Below are 20,798 nucleotides of genomic sequence, written 5' to 3'. Positions count from 1 at the left end.
CAAAGTCTGGAACCAGTATGGCGGCAGGGAGAACGGCCTTCTTTCACAGACTTGCGCCGGACTTGCATATTCTTGCGCTTTTTTCCCGCCGGGAAGTCAACAGGGCTGGCACTGAAGGGAAGATCTTTTTAGACTCAATGGTTCTTATTTATCAGGGTGTGAGTCGCTATGGCTGAGATGTACGGTGCCTTTGAAAATCTGCGCAAGCATAAAGCGGTATTGCACAATGCCGTGGCGCTGAATTCGGGTATCCAGCTGGCGGCCTGGTCTAATAAACGCGACACCATCACGCAATATTGCGATCACCATACCCTGAGTCTCTATATCGCCGACGGCTACGAGAGTTATCACAAAACCAGCGCGGGCTGGAAAAACGGCGGCGGCCCGGACCGTTTCTGTCTGATGCCGAAAGAGAGCGAGTCAAGCTGGGATATTCGCGACGATCTGTCGTTTATCCACCTCTACTGTACCGACGATCATCTGCGCAACGTCGGGGAGCAGATCTGGGACAAAAGCCCTTACAGCTTCACCCTCAACGAAAATCTGTTCGGCGATGATGCCAGCATTACCGCCCTGTACCGCCATTTTATCCTCGGCTGCGACTGGCAGCAGCCTGCCAATCAGCTCACGCTGAGCACCGCCTCCACACTGTTGCTGACCCATCTGGTGCAGCGGTACAGCAACGTGCAGTGGACGCTGCCAACGGTCACGGGCGGCCTGTCGCCTTTTGTGCTGCGCAACGTGCTCGGGTTTATCGAAGAGAATCTGGCCCAGCCGCTGACCCTGGCGGATCTGGCGGGTCAGGCGAGCTTAAGCGAGTTTCATTTTGCCCGCATGTTCCGGCAATCGATGCAGATGGCACCTCACCAGTATGTCATGCAGCGGCGGATGGAGAAGGCCAAAACGCTGGTGCGCTACACCCGCCAGCCGCTGACCGAGATCGCGCTGGCCTGCGGATTCAGCTCTGCCAGCCACTTCAGCAACCGCTTTCGCGTCGCCACCGGGCTGACGCCGTCCCAGCTACGCGCGTCGGGTGCGTAACAGCAGGGCATAGCAGACGCCACCCGCCACTAATCCCCAGAACGCCGAGCCGATCCCGGCAAGCGTCGCGCCGCTGGCGGTGAGCAGAAACGTCACGATTGCCGCATCGCGTTCGGCCTCATTGTGCAGTGCCTGATGCAGGCTACCGCCGATGGTGCCCAGCAGCGCCAGCCCCGCCAGGGTCTGGATCCAGCTTAACGGCAGGGCCGCCATCAGCCCGCTAATCGAACCGCCGAAAATCCCTGCCATTAGATAAAAGACGCCTGCCGCCGCCGCGGCCAGCCAGCGCTTGCTGGCATCCGGGTGCGCATCCGGGCTCTGGCAGATGGCGGCGGTGATTGCCGCGATGCAGATCGAGTAGACTCCAAACGGCGACAGCAGCAGCGCCAGCCCACCGGTAAAGACCATCAGCGGCGATACCGCTACCGGATAACCGGAGGCTTTAAGCGTCGCGAACCCCGGCGCATTCTGCGAGGCCATGGTGACCAGGAAGAAGGGCAGACCGATACTTACAAGCGTGGTCATATTAAAGGTTGGGGCGATAAATTCGGGCATCACCACCGCGAAGCTGAGCTGCTCGGTGACAACGTCACCTTTCAGCGCCGCCACCGCGCCTCCCACCAGAAGGGTTGCGACGATCGCATAGCGCGGCGCAAAGGCTTTAGTCACCAGCCAGGCCAGCAGCATACTGCCGCACAGCAGCAGATGCCCCTCGAGGTTGCTGAAGGCCTGCAAACCAAAGCGCAGCAGGACGCCTGCCAGCATTGCCGCCGCCAGCGAATGAGGAATGATCTTCATCAGCCGGGCAAACAGACCGCTGATGCCGCAAATCAGGATCAGGGCATTGGCAAAGATAAAAATGCCAATGGTCTCTGAGAGCGTTACTCCCTGCAAGCTGGTCGCCAGCAGGGCGGCACCGGGCGTCGACCAGGCGGTGAGCACCGGCGCTTTATACCACCACGACAGCGCCAGGGTGCTGATCCCCATGCCGATCCCCAACGACGTCATCCAGCCGGCAATCTGCGGTGCCGTTGCGCCTGCCGCCGCCGCGGCCTGCCAGATGATGGCCGCAGAGCTGGCGTAGCCCACCAGAACGGCAACAAAACCGGATAACAGGGTGGGAAAGGTGAGCGAGGATGGGCGCATGGGAACTCCGCTGTGCGTTATAACAGCCGCAAATGTATCACTGTGCGTTATAGCATACAAGTGCTACACTCGCGGCAACGGGAGGGACCATGGACATCACACAACATCTTGCCATCACACTGAAAACGCTGCGTCAGGCCCGCGGCTGGAGCCTGTCGAAGCTGGCTGAAGAGACCGGGGTGTCGAAAGCGATGCTCGGCCAGGTGGAACGCAACGAATCCAGCCCGACGGTCTCGACGCTATGGAAGATCGCCACCGGTCTGAACGTGCCGTTCTCCACCTTTATCAGCCCCGAAGCGGATAACCCGCCGGTGTTTGACCCGCAGCAGCAGGCGATGGTAGTCAAACCGCTGTTCCCCTGGGACGACACGCTGAAGTATGACCATTTCTCAATTACCCTCGCGCCGGGGGCACTCAGTGAATCCACGCCGCACGAAGCCGGGGTGATTGAGCACGTGGTGGTGATCAGCGGTGAGCTGGAGATGCAGATCGACGGCATCTGGCAGACGCTGGCCCCCGATACCGGCCTGCGTTTTGCCGGAGATAAACCGCACGCCTACCGCAACCGCAGCGGCCAGACGGTGCACTTTCACTCGCTTATCCATTATCCCCGCTAAAGGCACGCAAAACTGTTTCACTGGCCCATACTTCTGACTACAATAGCCGCCATTTTGACCATAACGGATAACGACGAAGTATGCGCCTGCCATCCCATCATCTTGAACTCTTAAGCCCGGCTCGTGACGCCGCCATTGCCCGTGAAGCGATCCTTCACGGTGCCGATGCGGTCTATATCGGCGGCCCTGGATTTGGCGCCCGCCATAATGCCAGCAACAGCCTGCGCGATATCGCCGACCTGGTGCCATTCGCCCACCGTTTCGGGGCGAAGGTGTTCGTGACCCTGAACACCATTCTTCATGATGATGAACTGGAGCCAGCGCAGCGTCTGATTACCGACCTGTACCAGACCGGCGTTGATGCGCTGATCGTTCAGGATATGGGTGTCCTCGAAATGGATATCCCGCCGATTGAGCTGCACGCCAGTACCCAGTGCGATATCCGCAGCGTGGAGAAAGCGAAGTTCCTCTCGGATGCCGGATTTACCCAGATCGTGCTGGCCCGCGAGCTGAACCTCAATCAAATCCGCGATATTCGCCAGGCGACCGACGCGACCATTGAGTTCTTTATCCACGGCGCCCTGTGCGTGGCCTACTCCGGACAGTGCAACATCTCCCATGCCCAGACCGGGCGCAGCGCCAACCGTGGCGACTGCTCTCAGGCCTGCCGTCTGCCGTACACCCTGAAAGACGATCAGGGCCGCGTGGTGGCCTTCGATAAACATCTTCTGTCGATGAAAGACAACGACCAGACCGCCAACCTTGGCGCGCTGATCGACGCCGGCGTGCAATCCTTCAAGATTGAAGGTCGCTACAAAGACATGAGTTACGTGAAGAACATCACCGCCCACTATCGTCAGATGCTGGATGCCATTATCGAGGATCGCGGCGGTCTGGCGCGCAGCTCAGCCGGGCGCACCGAGCACTTCTTTATTCCGTCCACCGACAAGACCTTCCACCGCGGCAGCACCGATTACTTTGTTAATGCGCGTAAAGACGACATCGGCGCCTTCGACTCCCCGAAATTTATCGGCCTGCCGGTAGGGGAAGTGCTCAAGGTGACGAAAGAGTATCTCGACGTGGAAGTGACCGAACCACTGGCGAACGGCGATGGCCTGAACGTGATGATCAAACGTGAAGTGGTGGGCTTCCGCGCCAATACGGTTGAGAAAACCGGCGAAAACCGCTATCGCGTCTGGCCGAACGAAATGCCCGCCGACATGTATAAAGCACGTCCAAATGCGGCGCTGAACCGCAACCTCGACCATAACTGGCAGCAGGCGCTGATGAAAACCTCCAGCGAGCGTCGTATCGCGGTGGACATTGAGCTGGGTGGCTGGGAAGAGCAGCTGATCCTCACCATGACCTGCGAAGATGGCATCAGCGTGACCCATACCCTGGACGGGATGTTTGAGGTAGCTAACAACGCCGAAAAAGCGCTGAACAGTCTGAAAGACGGGGTGGCAAAACTGGGTCAGACGATCTATTACGTCCGGGACATTCAGGTCAATCTGGCGGATGCGCTGTTTATCCCGAACAGCCTGCTGAACCAGTTCCGCCGTGAAACCGCCGAAATGCTCGACGAAGCCCGTCTGGCGAATTACCCGCGCGGCAGCCGCAAAGCGGTCTCTGTACCGCCGCCGGTTTACCCGGAAACGCACCTCTCATTCCTGGCGAACGTCTACAACCATAAAGCGCGGGCCTTCTATCAGCGCTATGGCGTTGAGCTGATCGATGCCGCCTATGAAGCGCACGAAGAGAAGGGCGACGTGCCGGTGATGATCACCAAGCACTGTCTGCGCTTCGCCTTTAACCTCTGTCCGAAGCAGGCGAAGGGCAGCATCAAGAGCTGGAAGGCGACCCCGATGCAGCTGGTGAATGGCGATGAAGTGTTAACCCTGAAGTTCGACTGCCGTCCGTGCGAAATGCACGTCATCGGCAAGATGAAAAACCACATCTTGAAAATGCCGCAGCCGGGCAGCATTGTGGCCTCGGTCAGCCCTGACGATCTGCTGAAAACGCTGCCGAAGCGTAAAGGCAGTTAATTAACGAAAGTGAGTATCCGGTTTGCGCGACTTCTGCCAGTGGTGGTGTTCGCGCAAACCTTCTGCTGAATCCTCTACCACCGCACGCAGCTCATCGCTGTCGGCTTCATGACGTAACTGCTGATCCACGTTCTTCACCCAAAAAAACTCATGTCCCTTGTGTCCTGCCATCAGCTGACCGGAAAATAACGCACAGGTCAGTAACACTATCGATAACGCTTTCGTAAACATTCTGCCACCACCCGGTTACGTTGAGCGGTCATCATGCCGATAGTTCAGTTAGGTTATTATTAGGATCTTCAAAGGCGCGAAAAGGTTTTGTCAGATTATGTCGGTGAATGGCGCACCGGACTATTCCCTCTCCCCTATGGGGAGAGGGTTAGGGTGAGGGGAAACATGCGGCTGTAGAGGTGGTTCCGTTCACCTTACGGTCCTTGCTTTTCTGTCACTACAGAACCGGTGAACGTGCTAAGGGGGCTCGCCGCCGCCCCCTTAGCAATCCCGGCTCCCGGCAATGAAAATCGCCGCTTCGCGGTGCCTTCGGCTTATTCCCTTCGGCTATCGGGTCGGGCGTGATCCTACATCCCTGTAGGTCACGCCCTCTCGGCGCATCCATGCGCCTCGCCCCGGCCTGCGGTCAACGCCTCAGCGATTTTCAGCCGGACCAGGGAACCGCTGTAAGTTATTTATTATCCTTGAATTTCTTTATTGCTTTATGGGTAAGTAACTCATGATTAATGCGCCTTGAACCCCGCTGCGGTCATCAGCACACGGAAGAACATCCCGACCAGCGTCAGCGCCAGCACGCTCCCGCCCCAGATAATCACCATCCACATCAGACGTTTCCAGACAGGTTGATTCATCAGTGATAGCCCTCCCCAGGCTGGACTTTGCCGCGAAACACGTAATAGCTCCAGAAAGTGTAGACAAGGATGATCGGGATAATGAATAACGCCCCCACTAACATAAAGCCCTGGCTCTGCGGAGGTGCCGCAGCCTGCCACAGGGTAATCGACGGCGGAATGATATGTGGCCAGATGCTGATCCCCAGCCCGCTAAAGCCGAGAAAGATCAACCCGAGGGTCAACACGAACGGCAGATGGTGGCTGCGCGGGTTACTCAGGCTGCGCCACTGCCACAGGCCCAGCACCACCACCAGCACCGGAACCGGCAGCAGGAAGAAGAGGTTCGGCAGGCTAAACCAGCGGTCGGCAATGGCGGGCTGGGAGAGCGGCGTCCAGATGCTGATCGCCGCGATAATCCCCAGCAGCGCCAGCAACAGACGTTTCGATACCTGCCGCATCCGCCCCTGCAGCGGGTTTTCGCTTTTCATCACCAGCCATGTGGCGCCTAAAAAGGCATAGGCCACCACCAGCCCCAGACCGCAGAACAGGTTGAACGGCGTGAACCAGTCGAACGGACCGCCGGCAAATGCGCGTCCGCTGACCGTAAAGCCGTTGATCACCGCTCCCACCACCATGCCCTGGGTAAAGGTGGCCAGTACCGAGCCGCCGATAAAGGCCTTATCCCAGAAGGGCCGGTGCGCGGGTGTGGCCTTAAAGCGGAACTCAAAGGCCACGCCACGGAAAATCAGCCCAATCAGCATTAAGGTCAGCGGGATGGTCAGGGCATCGATGATCACCGCATAGGCCAGCGGAAACGCGCCAAACAGTGCCGCTCCCCCCAGCACCAGCCAGGTTTCGTTCCCGTCCCACACCGGGGCGACGCTGTTGACCATCACATCCCGGTCGTCCGCGTCCTGGATGGCGGGAAACAGAATGCCAATACCCAAATCAAACCCGTCCATCACGATGTACATCAGGGTGGCGAAGACGATTATCACAAACCAGATCAGGGAGAGATCGATACCCATTATGGTGTCTCCTTGGTAGTAAATTCAGCGTTCGCTGCCGAGAGCGGGCGCGCCGGGCGACCATCGTTTTCGGTCGGGAAGGACTCTTCTTCCTGCGGACCCTTTTTAATCAGGCGCACCATGTAGCTGTATCCGACGCCAAACACCGAGGTGTAGACCACAATGAAGGCCAGCAGGCTGACGCTCATATGCAGATTGCCATGGGCCGATACCGCATCTTTGGTACGTTGTAGACCGTAGACGACCCACGGCTGACGGCCCACTTCGGTCGTCACCCATCCGGCGAGAATGGCAATTAATCCCGATGGACCCATCAGCAGGGCAAACCACAGGAAAGGCCGGGAGTGGTAAAGCCGCTGCTTATAGCGCAGCCACAGGGCGACGGTGCCCAGCAACAGCATCAACATCCCCAGCCCGGCCATAATGCGGAACGACCAGAAAACAATGGTGGAATTAGGTCGATCCTCTTTCGGAAATTCTTTCAGCGCCGGAACCTGCTTATCGAGGCTGTGGGTGAGGATCAGGCTGCCGAGCGCCGGGATCTCCAGACCGTAGCGGGTGCGTTCCTGCTCCATATCCGGCCAGCCAAATAGCAGCAGCGGAGTAGGTTCGCCGGGCGGGTTCTCCCAGTGACCTTCGATGGCGGCGATTTTGGCGGGCTGATGTTCCAGGGTGTTCAGGCCGTGCATATCCCCGACCATCGCCTGAATGGGGGCGACGATCAGCGTCATCCACAGCGCCATGGAGAACATGCGGCGAATGGCGGAGGTGTTATTGCCCCGCAGCAGGTGCCACGCCGCCGAGGCCGCAACAAACAGGGCGCTACTGAGAAACGCGGCAATCGACATGTGCAGCAGGCGATACGGGAAGGAGGGGTTAAACACCACCGCAAACCAGTCCACCGGCACCACCTGGCCGTTGACGATCTCAAAGCCCTGCGGGGTCTGCATCCAGCTATTGGAGGCGAGGATCCAGAAGGTCGAGATGATGGTGCCCAGCGCGACCATGCAGGTGGCAAAGAAGTGCAGCCCAGGTCCGACTTTGTTCCAGCCGAAGAGCATCACGCCAAGAAAACCCGCTTCGAGGAAGAAGGCGGTCAATACTTCATAGGTCAGCAGCGGGCCGGTAATGCTCCCGGCAAACTGAGAAAATCCACTCCAGTTGGTGCCAAACTGGTAGGCCATCACCAGCCCGGAGACCACGCCCATGCCAAAGTTGACGGCGAAGATCTTCGACCAGAAATGGTACAGCGACCGCCAGACGGGGTTTTTGCTTTTCAGCCATAACCCCTCCAGCACCGCCAGATAGCTGGCGAGGCCAATGGTGATCGCCGGGAAAATAATGTGGAAGGAGACAGTAAAAGCAAACTGGATCCTCGCCAGGTGAAACGCATCTAAACCAAACATGCACAACCTCAGGGTAAAACGGTGTGGCTGTTATGGTAAAGGGGCGGGAAGTCGAGTATCAGAGACAGTAAAGGGGAATTTAGCTATAACAGTTTGGGAGAATAGTATTAAAATACAACGCTGTTATGTCTTTGAAGCCCATGCTTGTAAATGTTTACGCCTTATTCAGGCCTGAGAATGTAATAATTCAAGGAGATGACGGGGCTAAAGCCCCGTCATAGTCAGCGGGCTAAACGCTTATGCTTATAACGGGCGAAAAGCCATATTAAAAAAGTCGTTAACAGCAGAGACAAAACCGATAAAGTGAAAATATAACGGTCGTACCATTGTGCTTCTGTCAGAAAACCAAACTTATCCGTGTAAATGTCATAGAGATAAATATCGGGCATAACGATGCATAACAACGAATAAACAAGGCACAGAAGCGCTAACTCCATCAGCCATATAACGACGCTTGTGCTAGGTTTCATCAATATACCTGTATAGTACCAAATGCTTTAAGCTCAGAGGTAATGAGTAAAGAACCGTTGCTTAATAATGCATGATGAAGGATTCGATAATGAGAATGGTTTGGCAATGTAATACAGCCTTCACTGATTCCAGAAGTGCCAGCAGGATGTAGACGAAAAGCACCACGTTCCACGTTACCAATAAACGTTGAATCATCTATAGCCCCATCATCCCGGTAAAGCGCAAACCAAAAGTCACGATTTGAACCGCTCTCCAGTTCTTTGAGCATATCGTGCCATCGGGACCCGGTGCCTCCGCGCGAACGGGTTACGATGAAATATTTTCCGGGAGGCAAGGGACCTTTCTTTTTCAGGGCAATAGCATCCGGATTATTTCTGTTGGCACCGGCATGTCCAGAATATGCCGGAAAGAATCCCAACCCAGGACAGCTTAAGGTAGACATCTGCCCACCGTTTAAATGAAAAGTGCAGCGGATCATCTCTCATTCCACGCATCAGAAAAAATAATATTTCCATCACAATGCTTCCATGTGATTTTTTCGTAGCGCAAAGCGATAGACTCGAGATGATTATGTTTTTCAGTGGAAGGATTTTTCACATCATGCATAAGAGGACAAACGGAAACGACCTTCACCCCTTCGAGGAGCATATTAAAGTACTCTTCTTCAAATCCGGCATCATTTATACGATACCATTTAAATTCTGCTGATTTGAGCGTTTGCCCGTGAGCAACGGCTTTATAGAGGTATGGACTGGAAGAGTCGAATTCTTTCTCAAAAACAAGTGCGCTATGAATGCGTGTACCGGTTATCTTTCCAGTATTGCTGTCCGTAGGTAAATGAAGCCCGTGACCAAATCCAAATATCTCAATACTTCCTTCACGTTCCTGAACATCTACAGAACCACGGATATCCGCGCCACCATCATCCTTTAACCACAGATAGGCCGGTATTGCCATGTCAAACTCCTTTTGTCAGTTAGCTTAAAAAACAGGCATTACTTAACAATGGTTTTATGACAAAGGCCAGGCATAACGTGCCATAGTTATTGTAAATATTTCATGTAGTTATATGCGAAATAATGATTGGGGGTAGTAAACGTCTCGCATAATATTGCCTACACGAGACGTTATTCCTTTATTCGTCGCGCCAGCCCATAGCGGGTGCAACATGCTTCAGAATCGACTCAATCACGTGCACGTTATACTCCACGCCCAGCTGGTTCGGCACGGTGAGTAACAGCGTATCCGCTTCGGCAATCGCTTCGTCCTGTTTCAGCTGAGCAATCAGTTTGTCAGGTTCGGCGGCATAGCTGCGGCCGAAAATGGCACGGGTTTTCTCATCCAGGTAACCCACGCTGTCGCTTTCGTTACGGCTGGAACTGAAGTACATCCGGTCGCGATCGTCCATCAGGGCAAAGATACTGCGGCTGACCGATACGCGCGGCGTGCGGGTATGACCCGCTGCGGCCCAGGCGTCGCGGTAGGCGCGGATCTGTTTTGCCTGCTGGATGTGGAAAGGCTCGCCGGTTTCGTCGTCCTTCAGGGTTGAGCTTTGCAGGTTCATCCCCAGCTTCGCGGCCCACACGGCGGTGGCGTTCGAACCCGCCCCCCACCAGATCCGATCCCGCAGTCCTTCGGCGTGCGGCTCAACGCGCAGCAGGCCCGGCGGGTTAGGGAACATCGGCTGCGGATTGGGTTTGGCAAATCCTTCGCCGCGCAGGGCGTCTAACAGCACTTCGGTGTGGCGACGCGCCATATCAGACTCGTTTTCACCTTCGCCTGGCACGTAACCAAAGTAGCGCCAGCCATCGATCACCTGTTCCGGAGAGCCACGGCTGATCCCCAGCTGCAAACGTCCGCCGGAAATTAAATCGGCAGAACCCGCGTCTTCCGCCATATAGAGCGGATTTTCATAGCGCATATCGATAACGCCAGTGCCGATCTCAATCTTGCTGGTTTTCGCGCCAATTGCCGCCAGCAGTGGGAAGGGGGAGGCGAGCTGGCGAGCAAAGTGGTGCACGCGGAAGTAAGCGCCATCTGCGCCCAGCTCTTCGGCGGCTACCGCCAGATCGATGGATTGCAGCAGGGCGTCGGCGGCGGTACGGGTGCCCGACTGCGGCGACGGCGTCCAGTGACCAAATGACAAAAAGCCGATCTTTTTCATGTCGGGTTATCCTGGTTTCAAATGATAAGCGTGGCCTTTACTTTACGGATTGCCTGAGGAATGAAAATGGGCTTTATTTCACAGAAGCCATCAAATAATTTGACCGATAACAATGACAGTTGGCTAAAGCACAGAATTTTATCTTTGAAAAGCGCTTGCATCCTTCCATCGGTTGTGCGTAAATGGATTTTCGGTTTGAATGCCAAAAGAATATCCGTCGCAGTCCCTTAAAGCATCTCTCAACACGTTGTGCCTCTCCGCAGCCTCTCTTGGGTTTTTTCTTTACGCTCTGAACGCTCTGATTAGTTTTTGTCTCAGACCTCTAATGCCGCTAAGGCCCAATTTAGTATTTGACGTTTTTACGTTCAGGAGATTTACATGAGTTCACATATCCATTTTCGTTGTCCTTGCTGTCATGGTTCGCAGTTCCGTACTTCCGCTTTCGACGTGTCTGAAAAAAATCCATTCGGTGCGAAGTGCATTTTCTGCAAATCCTCGATGATCACGCTGGATCATTTAGCGGCCTCCCGCCATGCGCGTCAGGTGCCGTTTGAGTTGCGTAAGTAAGTCAGTCGGGCGCCGTCACGCCTGCTGAAATCCTCACTACTATCTATAACAGTTTATTAATCCTACCTTTTTTCTCCTGCTGATATACACTGTGATGCAGCAAGGAGAACCCGATGAAAAAATACCAGCGCCTGGCGCAGCAAATCATTTCGCAGATCGAGCTCGGTGTCTGGCAGCCCGGCGATAAGCTGCCCTCCCTGCGTGAGCAGGTGACCAGCAGCGGAATGAGCTTTATGACCGTCGGTCACGCGTATCAGATGCTGGAGAGCCAGGGGCGCATTGTCGCGCGCCCGCAATCAGGTTACTACGTGGCGGCCCGTCCCACCGGGCAGCAGCCGATGCCGCCAGCGCAGGTGATGCGCGATGAAGCGGTGGATATCAATACCTATATCTTCGATGTCTTACAGGCCAGCCGCGATCCCTCAGTGGTCCCTTTTGCCTCGGCCTTTCCCGATCCGCGTCTCTTCCCCTTACAACAGCTGAACCGCTCTCTGGCCAACGTCAGTAAAACTGCCACCGCCATGAGCGTCATCGAGAATCTGCCGCCGGGCAACGTCGATCTGCGTCATGCCATTGCCCGCCGCTATGCCCAGCAGGGGATGAACATCTCCCCGGATGAAATTGTGATTACCGCCGGGGCCCTCGAAGCGCTGAACCTCAGCCTGCAGGCGGTTACCGAGCCGGGCGACTGGGTGATCGTCGAAAACCCCTGTTTCTACGGGGCCTTACAGGCGCTGGAACGTCTGAAGCTCAAGGCGCTGTCGGTGGCCACCGACGTGCGCGAGGGGATCGATCTCAACGCGCTGGCCCAGGCGTTAAACGACTATCCTGTGAAAGCCTGCTGGTTAATGACCAACGGCCAGAACCCGCTGGGCTTCACCCTCAGCGCCGACAAAAAAGCGCAGCTTATCGCCTTGCTCACTGAGCATAACGTCACCCTGATCGAGGACGATGTTTACAGCGAGCTCTACTATGGACGCGAAAAGCCGCTCCCGGCGAAAGCCTGGGATCGCAGCGACATGACGCTGCACTGCTCCTCTTTCTCTAAATGCCTGGTCGCCGGGTTCCGCATTGGCTGGGTGGCCGCCGGGAAACATGCCCGCCGCATTCAGCAGCTGCAGCTGATGAGCACCTTATCCACCAGTTCCCCGATGCAGCTGGCGCTGGTGGATTATCTCGCCACCAAACGCTACGACGCCCACCTCAGACGTCTGCGCCGCACGCTGGCGGAACGTAAACAACAGGCGTGGCAGGCCCTGCTGCGCCATCTGCCCGCAGAGGTGAAAATTCACCACAGCGACAGCGGCTACTTTTTATGGCTTGAGCTACCCGCGCCGCTGGATGCCGGGGAGCTTAGCGCCCGGGCGCTGGAGCATCACATCAGCATTGCCCCGGGGAAAATGTTCTCCACCTCCGATACCTGGACGCCGTTTTTCCGCTTTAATACCTCCTGGGCCTGGGGAGAGCGGGAAGAGCTGGCGGTGATCCAGTTAGCGCAAATAATTAGCGCCATGTTGAAAGGACAAAAATAGTATTTTCTCGCTATTGAACACCGCGCCTGAATAATTGTTTCTTATCCCGTTAATAACGCCGCAATTAATTTGCGGCGTTTTTTTATTATCGCTCATAGGAAATATGCATAACCTCTGCGCCAGCTAACCCCTTGTCTATAATCCACTTACCGGGGAATGCGCCCCCGGTCACAACCTGGTGAAATTTCTGCAGACCGCCGGGTGCGCGGCAATAGCGCGGTCTACGTTTAATTAAGGAGATATTCTACCGGCACGGCTGCCTTCTGATTTCATTACGACAGGAGTAATACGTATGAGCAAAAAATTTGCCCGTAGCAGCCTGTGTGCGCTCGGCATGACGGTGTTGACTGCGCAAGCGGCGGAGCCGCCAAAAGAGATCGGTCAGGGCGAAGGACGGCTGGATATTATTGCCTGGCCGGGCTACATCGAGCGCGGCGAGACCGATAAAGCCTATGACTGGGTCACCGCTTTTGAAAAAGAGACCGGCTGCAAAGTGAACGTCAAAACCGCCGCCACCTCTGATGAGATGGTCAGCCTGATGGCGAAAGGCGGTTATGACCTGGTGACCGCCTCCGGCGACGCCTCCCTGCGTCTGATCATGGGCAAACGCGTTCAGCCCATTAACCCCGACCTGATCCCCAATTGGAAAACCATTGACCCGCGGATCGTCAAAGGCGAGTGGTTTAACGTCGACGGCAAGGCGTACGGCACGCCGTATCAGTGGGGGCCAAACCTGCTGATGTACAACACCAAAACCTTCCCGACCCCGCCTGACAGTTGGGGCGTGGTATTTAAAGAACAAAACCTCCCGGACGGCAAAAGCAACAAAGGGCGGGTTCAGGCCTACGATGGCCCGATCTACATCGCCGATGCGGCGCTCTACGTCAAAGCCACCCAGCCCGATCTGGGGATCACCGATCCCTATCAGCTGACGGAGGCGCAGTACGCGGCGGTGGTGAAAGTGCTGAAAGATCAGCGTCCGCTTATCCACCGCTACTGGCACGACACCACCGTGCAGATGAGTGATTTCAAGAACGAAGGGGTGGTCGCCTCCAGCGCCTGGCCGTATCAGGCTAACGCCCTGAAAGGCGAGAATCAGCCGATTGGCACCGTCTTCCCGAAAGAGGGGGTAACGGGCTGGGCGGACACCACCATGCTCCATGCCGACGCCAAACATCCGATGTGTGCCTACAAGTGGATGAACTGGTCCCTGACGCCAAAAGTGCAGGGCGATCTGGCGGGATGGTTTGGTTCACTGCCGGTGGTGGCGGAAGGCTGTAAAGCCAGCACCCTGCTGGGCGACAAAGGCTGTGAAACCAACGGCTACAACTATTTCGACAAGATCATGTTCTGGAAAACGCCTGTCGCCAACGGCGGCAAGTTTGTGCCTTACAGCCGCTGGGTGCAGGACTACATCGCCATCATGGGCGGTCGTTAAGCGCCAGGGAGCGGATTATGACGTACGCAGTAGAGTTTAACGATGTCTCGCGCCTGTATGGCGACGTGCGTGCGGTGGACGGGGTAACGATCCGCATTCGTGACGGGGAGTTTTTCTCCATGCTGGGGCCTTCGGGCTCCGGCAAAACCACCTGCCTGCGCCTGATAGCAGGTTTTGAACAGCTGAGCGGTGGCACCATCTCAATTTTTGGCAAAGACGCCAGCGAGCTCCCGCCCTGGGAGCGCGACGTTAACACCGTCTTTCAGGACTACGCCCTGTTTCCCCATATGTCGATCCTCGAGAACGTGGCCTACGGGCTGATGGTCAAAGGGATCAACAAACCTACCCGTCAGGCCCAGGCGCGGGAAGCCCTGGACAAAGTCGGCCTTAGTTTCGCCGAGGCACGCAAACCCTCGCAGCTTTCCGGCGGCCAGCGTCAGCGGGTGGCGATTGCCCGGGCGCTGGTCAATCAGCCCCGGGTGCTGCTGCTGGATGAACCCCTCGGTGCGCTGGATCTGAAGCTGCGCGAGCAGATGCAATTTGAACTGAAAAAACTGCAGCAGGAGCTGGGCATCACCTTTATTTTCGTCACCCACGATCAGGGCGAAGCCCTGTCGATGTCGGACCGGGTGGCGGTATTTAACAACGGGCGGATTGAGCAGGTGGATACCCCGCGCGAACTCTATCTGCGCCCGCGCACACCGTTTGTGGCCAGCTTCGTCGGCACCTCGAACGTTTTCACCGACGCCCTGGCGCAGCGCGTCTGCGGCCTGACGGGGAGTTACTCCCTGCGCCCGGAGCATATCCGCCTCGACGGGGAGGGGGAAATCCAGGTTCAGGGCCGGGTCCAGGCCGTGCAGTTCCAGGGGGCCGCCACCCGTTACGAGCTACGCCTTGCCGAGGGGGAAAAGCTGCTGGTGAGCCAGGCGAACCTGACCGGTTCCGGGCTGGCGACAGGCGTGGAGCCCGGGCAGATGGTGACCGCCTCCTGGGCGCGCGACGCCATGGTGCCGCTGCATGAGGAGGGGTGATATGGACATGAGCGTTTCGCCTCCTCCGGCATCGCACGGCCTTGCGGGCCGCTTGTCAGCGCTGTTCTGGCGCAGACCGGCCCTGGGGCTGTTCTTACTTCTGCTCGGCCCGCTGATGTGGTTTGGCATCGTCTATCTGGGGTCGCTGTTTGCTCTGCTATGGCAGGGGTTCTACACCTTCGATGACTTCACCATGTCGGTGACGCCGGACCTGACCTTCGCCAACATCCGCGCCCTGTTTAACCCCGCCAACTACGACATCATCCTGCGAACCCTGACGATGGCGATCGCCGTCACTATCGGCAGCGCAATCCTCGCTTTCCCGATGGCCTGGTATATGGCGCGCTACACCCGCGGGAAGTGGAAAGCCTTCTTCTATATCGCGGTGATGCTGCCGATGTGGGCCAGCTATATCGTTAAGGCCTACGCCTGGACGCTGCTGCTGGCGAAAGACGGCGTGGCGCAGTGGTTTCTCAGCCATATGGGGCTGGAAGGGGTGCTGACCTCGCTGTTGACGGTACCCGGCATCGGCGGCAGTACGCTCTCCACCTCCGGGCTGGGACGTTTCCTGGTGTTCGTCTATATCTGGCTGCCGTTTATGATCCTGCCGGTGCAGGCGGCGCTTGAGCGTCTGCCGCCGTCTCTGCTGCAGGCTTCTGCCGATCTGGGCGCGCGCCCGCGGCAGACCTTCCGCTACGTGGTGCTACCCCTGGCCATTCCGGGTATTGCCGCGGGGTCGATCTTCACCTTCTCCCTGACGCTGGGCGACTTTATCGTCCCGCAGCTGGTGGGCCCGCCGGGGTACTTTATCGGGCAGATGGTGTACTCCCAGCAGGGGGCGATCGGCAATATGCCGATGGCGGCCGCCTTTACGCTGGTGCCCATTGTTCTCATCACTGTCTATCTGGCGTTCGTGAAGCGCCTGGGAGCGTTTGATGCACTCTGAACGCGCGCCGCTGTTCCTGAAAATTGCCACCTGGGGTGGGGTGATCTTCCTCCACTTCCCGCTGCTGATTATTGCCATCTATGCTTTTAATACGGAGGACGCCGCGTTCAGTTTTCCGCCCCAGGGGCTGACGCTGAAGTGGTTCAGCGCGGCGGCGGGGCGCAGCGACATTATCGAAGCGGTGACGTTGTCACTAAAAATCGCTGCGCTCTCAACGGTGATTGCGCTGGTGCTGGGCACCCTGGCGGCCGCAGCGTTATGGCGGCGGGAGTTCTTTGGTAAGAACGCGGTGTCGCTGATGCTGATCCTGCCGATTGCCCTGCCGGGGATCATCACCGGCCTGGCGCTGCTGACGGCGTTCAAGACCATCAATCTGGAGCCTGGTTTCTTCACCATCATTCTCGGTCATGCCACATTCTGCGTGGTGGTGGTGTTCAATAATGTGATTGCCCGTTTCCGACGCACCTCATGGAGCCAGGTGGAAGCGTCAATGGATCTGGGGGCTAACGGCTGGCAAACCTTCCGCTACGTGGTGCTGCCCAACCTGGGCTCGGCACTGCTGGCGGGGGGCATGCTGGCCTTCGCGCTGTCGTTCGACGAGATCATCGTCACGACCTTTACCGCCGGACATGAACGCACCCTGCCGCTGTGGCTGTTAAACCAGCTCGGCCGCCCGCGTGATGTCCCGGTGACCAACGTGGTGGCCCTGCTGGTAATGCTGGTGACCGCGATACCCATTCTGGGGGCCTGGTGGCTCACCCGTGACGGCGAAACCATTGCCGGCAGCGGGAAATAACGTTGATTTCAACAGGACAATACTATGCAAACTCAACTGCTGATTAATGGTGAACTGGTCAACGGCGAAGGGGAAAAGCAGCCGGTCTATAACCCCGCGACCGGCGAAGTACTGCTGGAGATCGCCGAAGCCTCCGCCGAACAGGTCGATGCTGCCGTGCTGGCCGCCGACCGGGCCTTTATCGAGTGGGGGCGTACCACCCCGAAATCCCGCGCCGAGTGCCTGCTCAAACTGGCCGACACCATCGAAGCCAATGCCGACACGCTGGCCCGGCTGGAGTCGCAAAACTGCGGCAAACCGCTGCACTGCGTACTGGGAGATGAGATTCCGGCGATAGCCGACGTGTTTCGCTTCTTTGCCGGGGCGGCGCGCACCCTGCACGGCTCGGCGGCAGGGGAATATCTGGAGGGGCACACCTCGCTGATCCGCCGCGACCCGGTGGGGGTTGTCGCCTCGATTGCCCCCTGGAACTACCCCCTGATGATGGCAGCCTGGAAGCTGGCCCCGGCGCTGGCCGCCGGGAACTGTGTGGTGCTTAAACCTTCTGAAATCACGCCGCTCACCGCTCTCAAGCTGGCGGAGCTGGCAAAAGAAATTTTCCCTGCCGGGGTGCTTAACGTGCTGTTCGGGCGAGGTAAAACGGTCGGCGATCCGCTGACCGGGCATGAAAAGGTGCGGATGGTATCACTCACCGGCTCTATCGCCACCGGGGAACACATCATCGGCCATACCGCCTCGTCCATTAAGCGCACCCATATGGAGCTGGGCGGCAAAGCGCCGGTGATCGTTTTTGATGACGCTGACCTTGACGCGGTGGTGGAGGGGGTACGCACCTTCGGTTTCTACAACGCCGGGCAGGACTGCACCGCTGCCTGTCGCATCTACGCGCAAAAAGGCATTTACACAAAGCTGGTGGAAAAACTGGGTGCCGCAGTCGCCAGCCTGAAGATCGGCGCCCCGGATGATGAGAGCACCGAACTCGGCCCGCTAAGCTCGCAGGCGCACCTCGACCGGGTGTGTAAAGCGGTGGATGAGGCCAAAGCCCTGGGTCATGTGCAGGTGATCGCCGGTGGCAGCAAGCACGACGGCAAAGGCTATTACTTCCAGCCGACCCTGCTGGCAGGCGCGAAGCAGGAGGACGCCATCGTCCAGCGGGAGGTGTTTGGCCCGGTAGTCAGCGTCACCGAATTTGACGATGAGGATCAGGTCCTGGAGTGGGCCAATGAATCCCAGTACGGGCTGGCCTCCTCGGTCTGGACCCAGGACGTGGGCCGCGCGCACCGGATCAGCGCCCGCCTGCAGTATGGCTGCACCTGGGTGAACACCCATTTTATGCTGGTGAGTGAAATGCCTCACGGCGGGATGAAAATGTCGGGCTACGGCAAAGATATGTCGGTGTATGGCCTGGAGGATTACACCGTGGTCAGGCACGTGATGTTTAAGCACTGATAAGCCTCACCGCCGGTTCAGGGAGACTGAGCTGGCGGTGATTTAATATATTCTCTAAGCGAATATATTAAATATTTATCTTTTATATCCCCGCGAGAATATATCGTCAGCTTTTTTTAACTATTACCCTAAATTAAATCGCCAGGCCGCCGATACCGAAGTAAATCCATAATAAAATCGCCCTGACCATGCTTGCAATTAATCATAACGAGATTGCCGGGCTCTCGCTTAAGTCCCGGAATACCAACAGTACTTTACTGTCCCAGACCATTGAACGGCTGTCGTCCGGCTTGCGTATTAACAGCGCGAAGGATGACGCAGCCGGGCAGGCGATTGCCAACCGCATGACCGCCAACATTAATGCGGATGGGGTGATATCCCGTGGGCTGGATGACGCGATAAGCCTGGCGCAGACGGCAGAAGGGAGTCTGAGCGATATCGGCGCTATGCTGATCAGAGCCAAAAGTCTGGCCATTCAGGCGGCAACTGGCACTTTATCGCAGTCTGACCGCAACAGTATCAATCAGGAGTATCAGCAGATCCTCGGGACGATTACTCAAGTCTCTGAGCAAACTGAAATATTTGGTCAATATCCGCTGGCAACGGATAAACCGGTATTACCGCCGCAATTAATTGGCGATGTTGCACCGCTGGACCGTAAATTCCCGGTGGCCGGAACAGATTACTCTTTCAGTTCCGGTGTTATTCCGCTGGCCTATATTCCCGCCGGATCGACCAATATCAAGATTGATATTGATTCACTGGGCCTGGATGACGATCTGCAGATATTTACCCGGGATGGCAAACATCTCGCGGGCACGCCTTTATCCGGCCCGGACGCGGACTATACCTGGGTCAGCCGTGGCATTACCGATGGCGCCAAAGCCACCGCTTCGGTGCTGACGGCCAAAAACGGATTCGACAGCGGAGCGGCGTATGACGACTCGCAGCTGATTTCTGGCGGAGCCAGCTGGAGCCTCAGCGGTGAAACGCTCAACTATAACGGGATGAACATAACCTACAGCGGGGATGGGGATCGTTATGAAGATGTGGCCTCCGGAGCCTGGAACGACGGCGCTAACGGCTCAAACCGCATCGAACGCGTTACGCTGGATACCGTTACGGAAGATTTGCTGGTGATGGTGGTCGGGAGCGGCTCCTTTACCAGCAATATTACCTGGGGAACCTTGCCGACACCGACGATCACCCCGGCAGTTCCGCCGAAGCAGAGCCGCCCCGTTGAGATAGTGACCAGCGCCAATTTCGGTGAAGCCATGCAGTCCACGACCATCGAGCCAACGCCGACAGATCTGAAGACGCTGCAGCTGGACAATACCGACATGATCACCGAGGCGGGCGCTCGCAAGTGCATGGGGTTACTGGATGCCGCGCTGGAGAAGGTGAGTGGCTATCGCGCGCAGTATGGCGCGGCGATCAACCGGTTCGAATCCAGTAAGGCGGTGCTGTCCCAGCAGAGCATCTCCCTGCAAACGGCCCGCAGCCGCATTCAGGATGCCGACTACGCCGCCGAGGCCAGCCAGCTTGCCCGGGCGCAGATCCTGGAACAGAGCCAGAATGCGGCCCTGAAAATGGCGAATCAGGTGCCGCAGACGGTGCTTGAACTGCTCAAAATGTAACGGGGGGCGGCTACCAGCCGCACACCTCGTGCTCATTCTCTGTGTCGTAGGCGCGCACCGTATTCACCAGGTCTTTTACTACCTGAGCGGCGACGTCCGGGATCATCAGCTCCATCGGGGCGTCCGTCTCGTAATCCACCGATACGCCGTTGCTGTTGTTGGTCACGGTGACGGTATAAGTTGCTTTGCCCATGATGTTACTCCTTCTCTATTTGCGACGTCTCAGTACGTCGGGTTCAACAAAAAAGTCGATATTGAAATACGTATCGTCGGTCATCACTTCGATATGGTGCCAGCGTTCAGGCGGGAATACGCCGAAATGCCCGGCTTCAATGATCAGAACGTTGTCGGGATCGGGCGAGGTTTCGTCAGCATAACCGAGGTAACGCACCGCACCCTGCATCACGCTGAGACGAGGATAGACGCCGGGCTGCGTCCCGGTATCGAGATGGCGTTTAAAAATCCCCGGCGGGGCGGTCTCTTTGGTCCAGAATGGGGTGGAACGGGTGTGAATACAACTTTGCGGAATACGCAGCATAACGTCCTCCTTATAAAAAGTGAGGATATTACAGCACGGATCGCCTACCGGGACTTAACAGAAAGTGCATTTAAAATGCGGCTTTAAAGTAGTACTCCTCA

At 57.0% G+C, this 20,798-nt stretch carries 21 protein-coding genes; 11 read left to right on the top strand and 10 right to left on the bottom strand.

Annotated features, from left to right (window positions below; all coding sequences use genetic code 11):
* Positions 1-168 precede the first annotated feature (168 nt).
* Positions 169-1,041 carry a helix-turn-helix domain-containing protein gene (locus G7090_RS11810; RefSeq protein WP_166182541.1) on the top strand — a complete coding sequence of 291 codons (873 nt, stop codon included), beginning with the start codon at positions 169-171 and terminating at the stop codon, positions 1,039-1,041.
* Here G7090_RS11810 and G7090_RS11805 read toward each other — a convergent pair.
* The gene (locus tag G7090_RS11805) at positions 1,021-2,187 is read right to left on the bottom strand and encodes a benzoate/H(+) symporter BenE family transporter (protein WP_166182540.1); all 1,167 of its coding nucleotides are present in this window, start codon (positions 2,185-2,187) and stop codon (positions 1,021-1,023) included. The two genes, G7090_RS11810 and G7090_RS11805, sit on opposite strands and share 21 nt — an antisense overlap.
* An 89-nt stretch (positions 2,188-2,276) precedes the next feature.
* On the opposite strand from G7090_RS11805, the gene G7090_RS11800 reads away from it, so the two are divergent.
* Both G7090_RS11800 and G7090_RS11795 read left to right on the top strand, forming a co-directional pair.
* The gene (locus G7090_RS11800) at positions 2,277-2,804 is read left to right on the top strand and encodes a helix-turn-helix domain-containing protein (RefSeq protein ID WP_166182539.1); all 528 of its coding nucleotides are present in this window, start codon (positions 2,277-2,279) and stop codon (positions 2,802-2,804) included.
* A gap of 80 nt (positions 2,805-2,884) precedes the next feature.
* Complete coding sequence (locus G7090_RS11795; RefSeq protein WP_166182538.1) at positions 2,885-4,849, top strand: U32 family peptidase; 1,965 nt, start codon at positions 2,885-2,887, stop codon at positions 4,847-4,849.
* On the opposite strand, the gene G7090_RS11790 is transcribed toward G7090_RS11795, so the two are convergent.
* The 7 genes from G7090_RS11790 to G7090_RS11760 all read right to left on the bottom strand — a co-directional run bounded on the left by G7090_RS11790 (position 4,850) and on the right by G7090_RS11760 (position 10,763).
* Positions 4,850-5,080 carry a DUF2554 family protein gene (locus tag G7090_RS11790; protein WP_166182537.1) on the bottom strand — a complete coding sequence of 77 codons (231 nt, stop codon included), beginning with the start codon at positions 5,078-5,080 and terminating at the stop codon, positions 4,850-4,852.
* A 503-nt stretch (positions 5,081-5,583) separates the two neighbouring features.
* A complete protein-coding gene (locus tag G7090_RS11785; protein ID WP_106992974.1) occupies positions 5,584-5,712 on the bottom strand; it encodes a DUF2474 domain-containing protein in 129 nt (42 codons plus the stop codon).
* Positions 5,712-6,722: a cytochrome d ubiquinol oxidase subunit II gene (gene cydB, locus G7090_RS11780; protein WP_166182536.1), complete on the bottom strand. Its 1,011-nt coding sequence runs from the start codon at positions 6,720-6,722 to the stop codon at positions 5,712-5,714. Before cydB ends, G7090_RS11785 begins: the two co-directional genes overlap by 1 nt.
* Positions 6,722-8,128, bottom strand: a complete 1,407-nt coding sequence (locus G7090_RS11775) for a cytochrome ubiquinol oxidase subunit I (RefSeq protein WP_166182535.1) — start codon at positions 8,126-8,128, stop codon at positions 6,722-6,724. The genes cydB and G7090_RS11775 overlap by 1 nt, the downstream gene beginning before the upstream one ends.
* A 469-nt stretch (positions 8,129-8,597) precedes the next feature.
* Positions 8,598-9,077, bottom strand: coding sequence for a DUF2778 domain-containing protein (locus tag G7090_RS11770; RefSeq protein ID WP_166182534.1), 480 nt, complete (start codon positions 9,075-9,077; stop codon positions 8,598-8,600).
* Positions 9,074-9,556 (bottom strand): Hcp family type VI secretion system effector, encoded by a 483-nt coding sequence (locus G7090_RS11765; protein WP_166182533.1) that lies wholly within the window; start codon positions 9,554-9,556, stop codon positions 9,074-9,076. The genes G7090_RS11770 and G7090_RS11765 overlap by 4 nt, the downstream gene beginning before the upstream one ends.
* 178 nt (positions 9,557-9,734) lie before the next feature.
* Positions 9,735-10,763, bottom strand: coding sequence for an LLM class flavin-dependent oxidoreductase (locus G7090_RS11760; protein WP_166182532.1), 1,029 nt, complete (start codon positions 10,761-10,763; stop codon positions 9,735-9,737).
* Positions 10,764-11,141: 378 nt separating this feature from the next.
* On the opposite strand from G7090_RS11760, the gene G7090_RS11755 reads away from it, so the two are divergent.
* From G7090_RS11755 to G7090_RS11720, 8 genes are all read left to right on the top strand, one after another.
* A complete protein-coding gene (locus G7090_RS11755; RefSeq protein ID WP_166182531.1) occupies positions 11,142-11,330 on the top strand; it encodes a cold-shock protein in 189 nt (62 codons plus the stop codon).
* Between the two features lie 113 nt (positions 11,331-11,443).
* On the top strand, positions 11,444-12,862 hold the full coding sequence (locus G7090_RS11750) for a PLP-dependent aminotransferase family protein (RefSeq protein WP_166182530.1): 1,419 nt from the start codon (positions 11,444-11,446) through the stop codon (positions 12,860-12,862).
* Positions 12,863-13,154: 292 nt separating this feature from the next.
* Positions 13,155-14,300 (top strand): putative ABC transporter substrate-binding protein YdcS, encoded by a 1,146-nt coding sequence (gene ydcS, locus G7090_RS11745; RefSeq protein ID WP_166182529.1) that lies wholly within the window; start codon positions 13,155-13,157, stop codon positions 14,298-14,300.
* A gap of 17 nt (positions 14,301-14,317) precedes the next feature.
* Complete coding sequence (locus G7090_RS11740; RefSeq protein ID WP_166182528.1) at positions 14,318-15,331, top strand: ABC transporter ATP-binding protein; 1,014 nt, start codon at positions 14,318-14,320, stop codon at positions 15,329-15,331.
* Position 15,332: 1 nt separating this feature from the next.
* Positions 15,333-16,277, top strand: coding sequence for an ABC transporter permease (locus G7090_RS11735; RefSeq protein ID WP_166182527.1), 945 nt, complete (start codon positions 15,333-15,335; stop codon positions 16,275-16,277).
* Complete coding sequence (locus G7090_RS11730) at positions 16,267-17,073, top strand: ABC transporter permease (RefSeq protein ID WP_166182526.1); 807 nt, start codon at positions 16,267-16,269, stop codon at positions 17,071-17,073. Before G7090_RS11735 ends, G7090_RS11730 begins: the two co-directional genes overlap by 11 nt.
* A gap of 24 nt (positions 17,074-17,097) precedes the next feature.
* Positions 17,098-18,522, top strand: a complete 1,425-nt coding sequence (patD, locus tag G7090_RS11725) for an aminobutyraldehyde dehydrogenase (protein ID WP_166182525.1) — start codon at positions 17,098-17,100, stop codon at positions 18,520-18,522.
* Positions 18,523-18,710: 188 nt separating this feature from the next.
* On the top strand, positions 18,711-20,159 hold the full coding sequence (locus G7090_RS11720) for a flagellin (protein WP_166182524.1): 1,449 nt from the start codon (positions 18,711-18,713) through the stop codon (positions 20,157-20,159).
* A gap of 10 nt (positions 20,160-20,169) precedes the next feature.
* On the opposite strand, the gene G7090_RS11715 is transcribed toward G7090_RS11720, so the two are convergent.
* Positions 20,170-20,352 carry a DUF1869 domain-containing protein gene (locus G7090_RS11715; RefSeq protein ID WP_059307860.1) on the bottom strand — a complete coding sequence of 61 codons (183 nt, stop codon included), beginning with the start codon at positions 20,350-20,352 and terminating at the stop codon, positions 20,170-20,172.
* Positions 20,353-20,367: 15 nt separating this feature from the next.
* Positions 20,368-20,697: a DUF1971 domain-containing protein gene (locus G7090_RS11710; RefSeq protein ID WP_166182523.1), complete on the bottom strand. Its 330-nt coding sequence runs from the start codon at positions 20,695-20,697 to the stop codon at positions 20,368-20,370.
* Between the last annotated feature and the right edge of the window lie 101 nt (positions 20,698-20,798).

The organism is Leclercia sp. 29361 (genome assembly GCF_011290365.1).
In the GTDB taxonomy this organism is placed as follows: domain Bacteria; phylum Pseudomonadota; class Gammaproteobacteria; order Enterobacterales; family Enterobacteriaceae; genus Enterobacter; species Enterobacter tamurae.
Note: the sequence above shows the minus strand (reverse complement) of the source record. Positions and strands in the feature narration are given on the sequence as shown.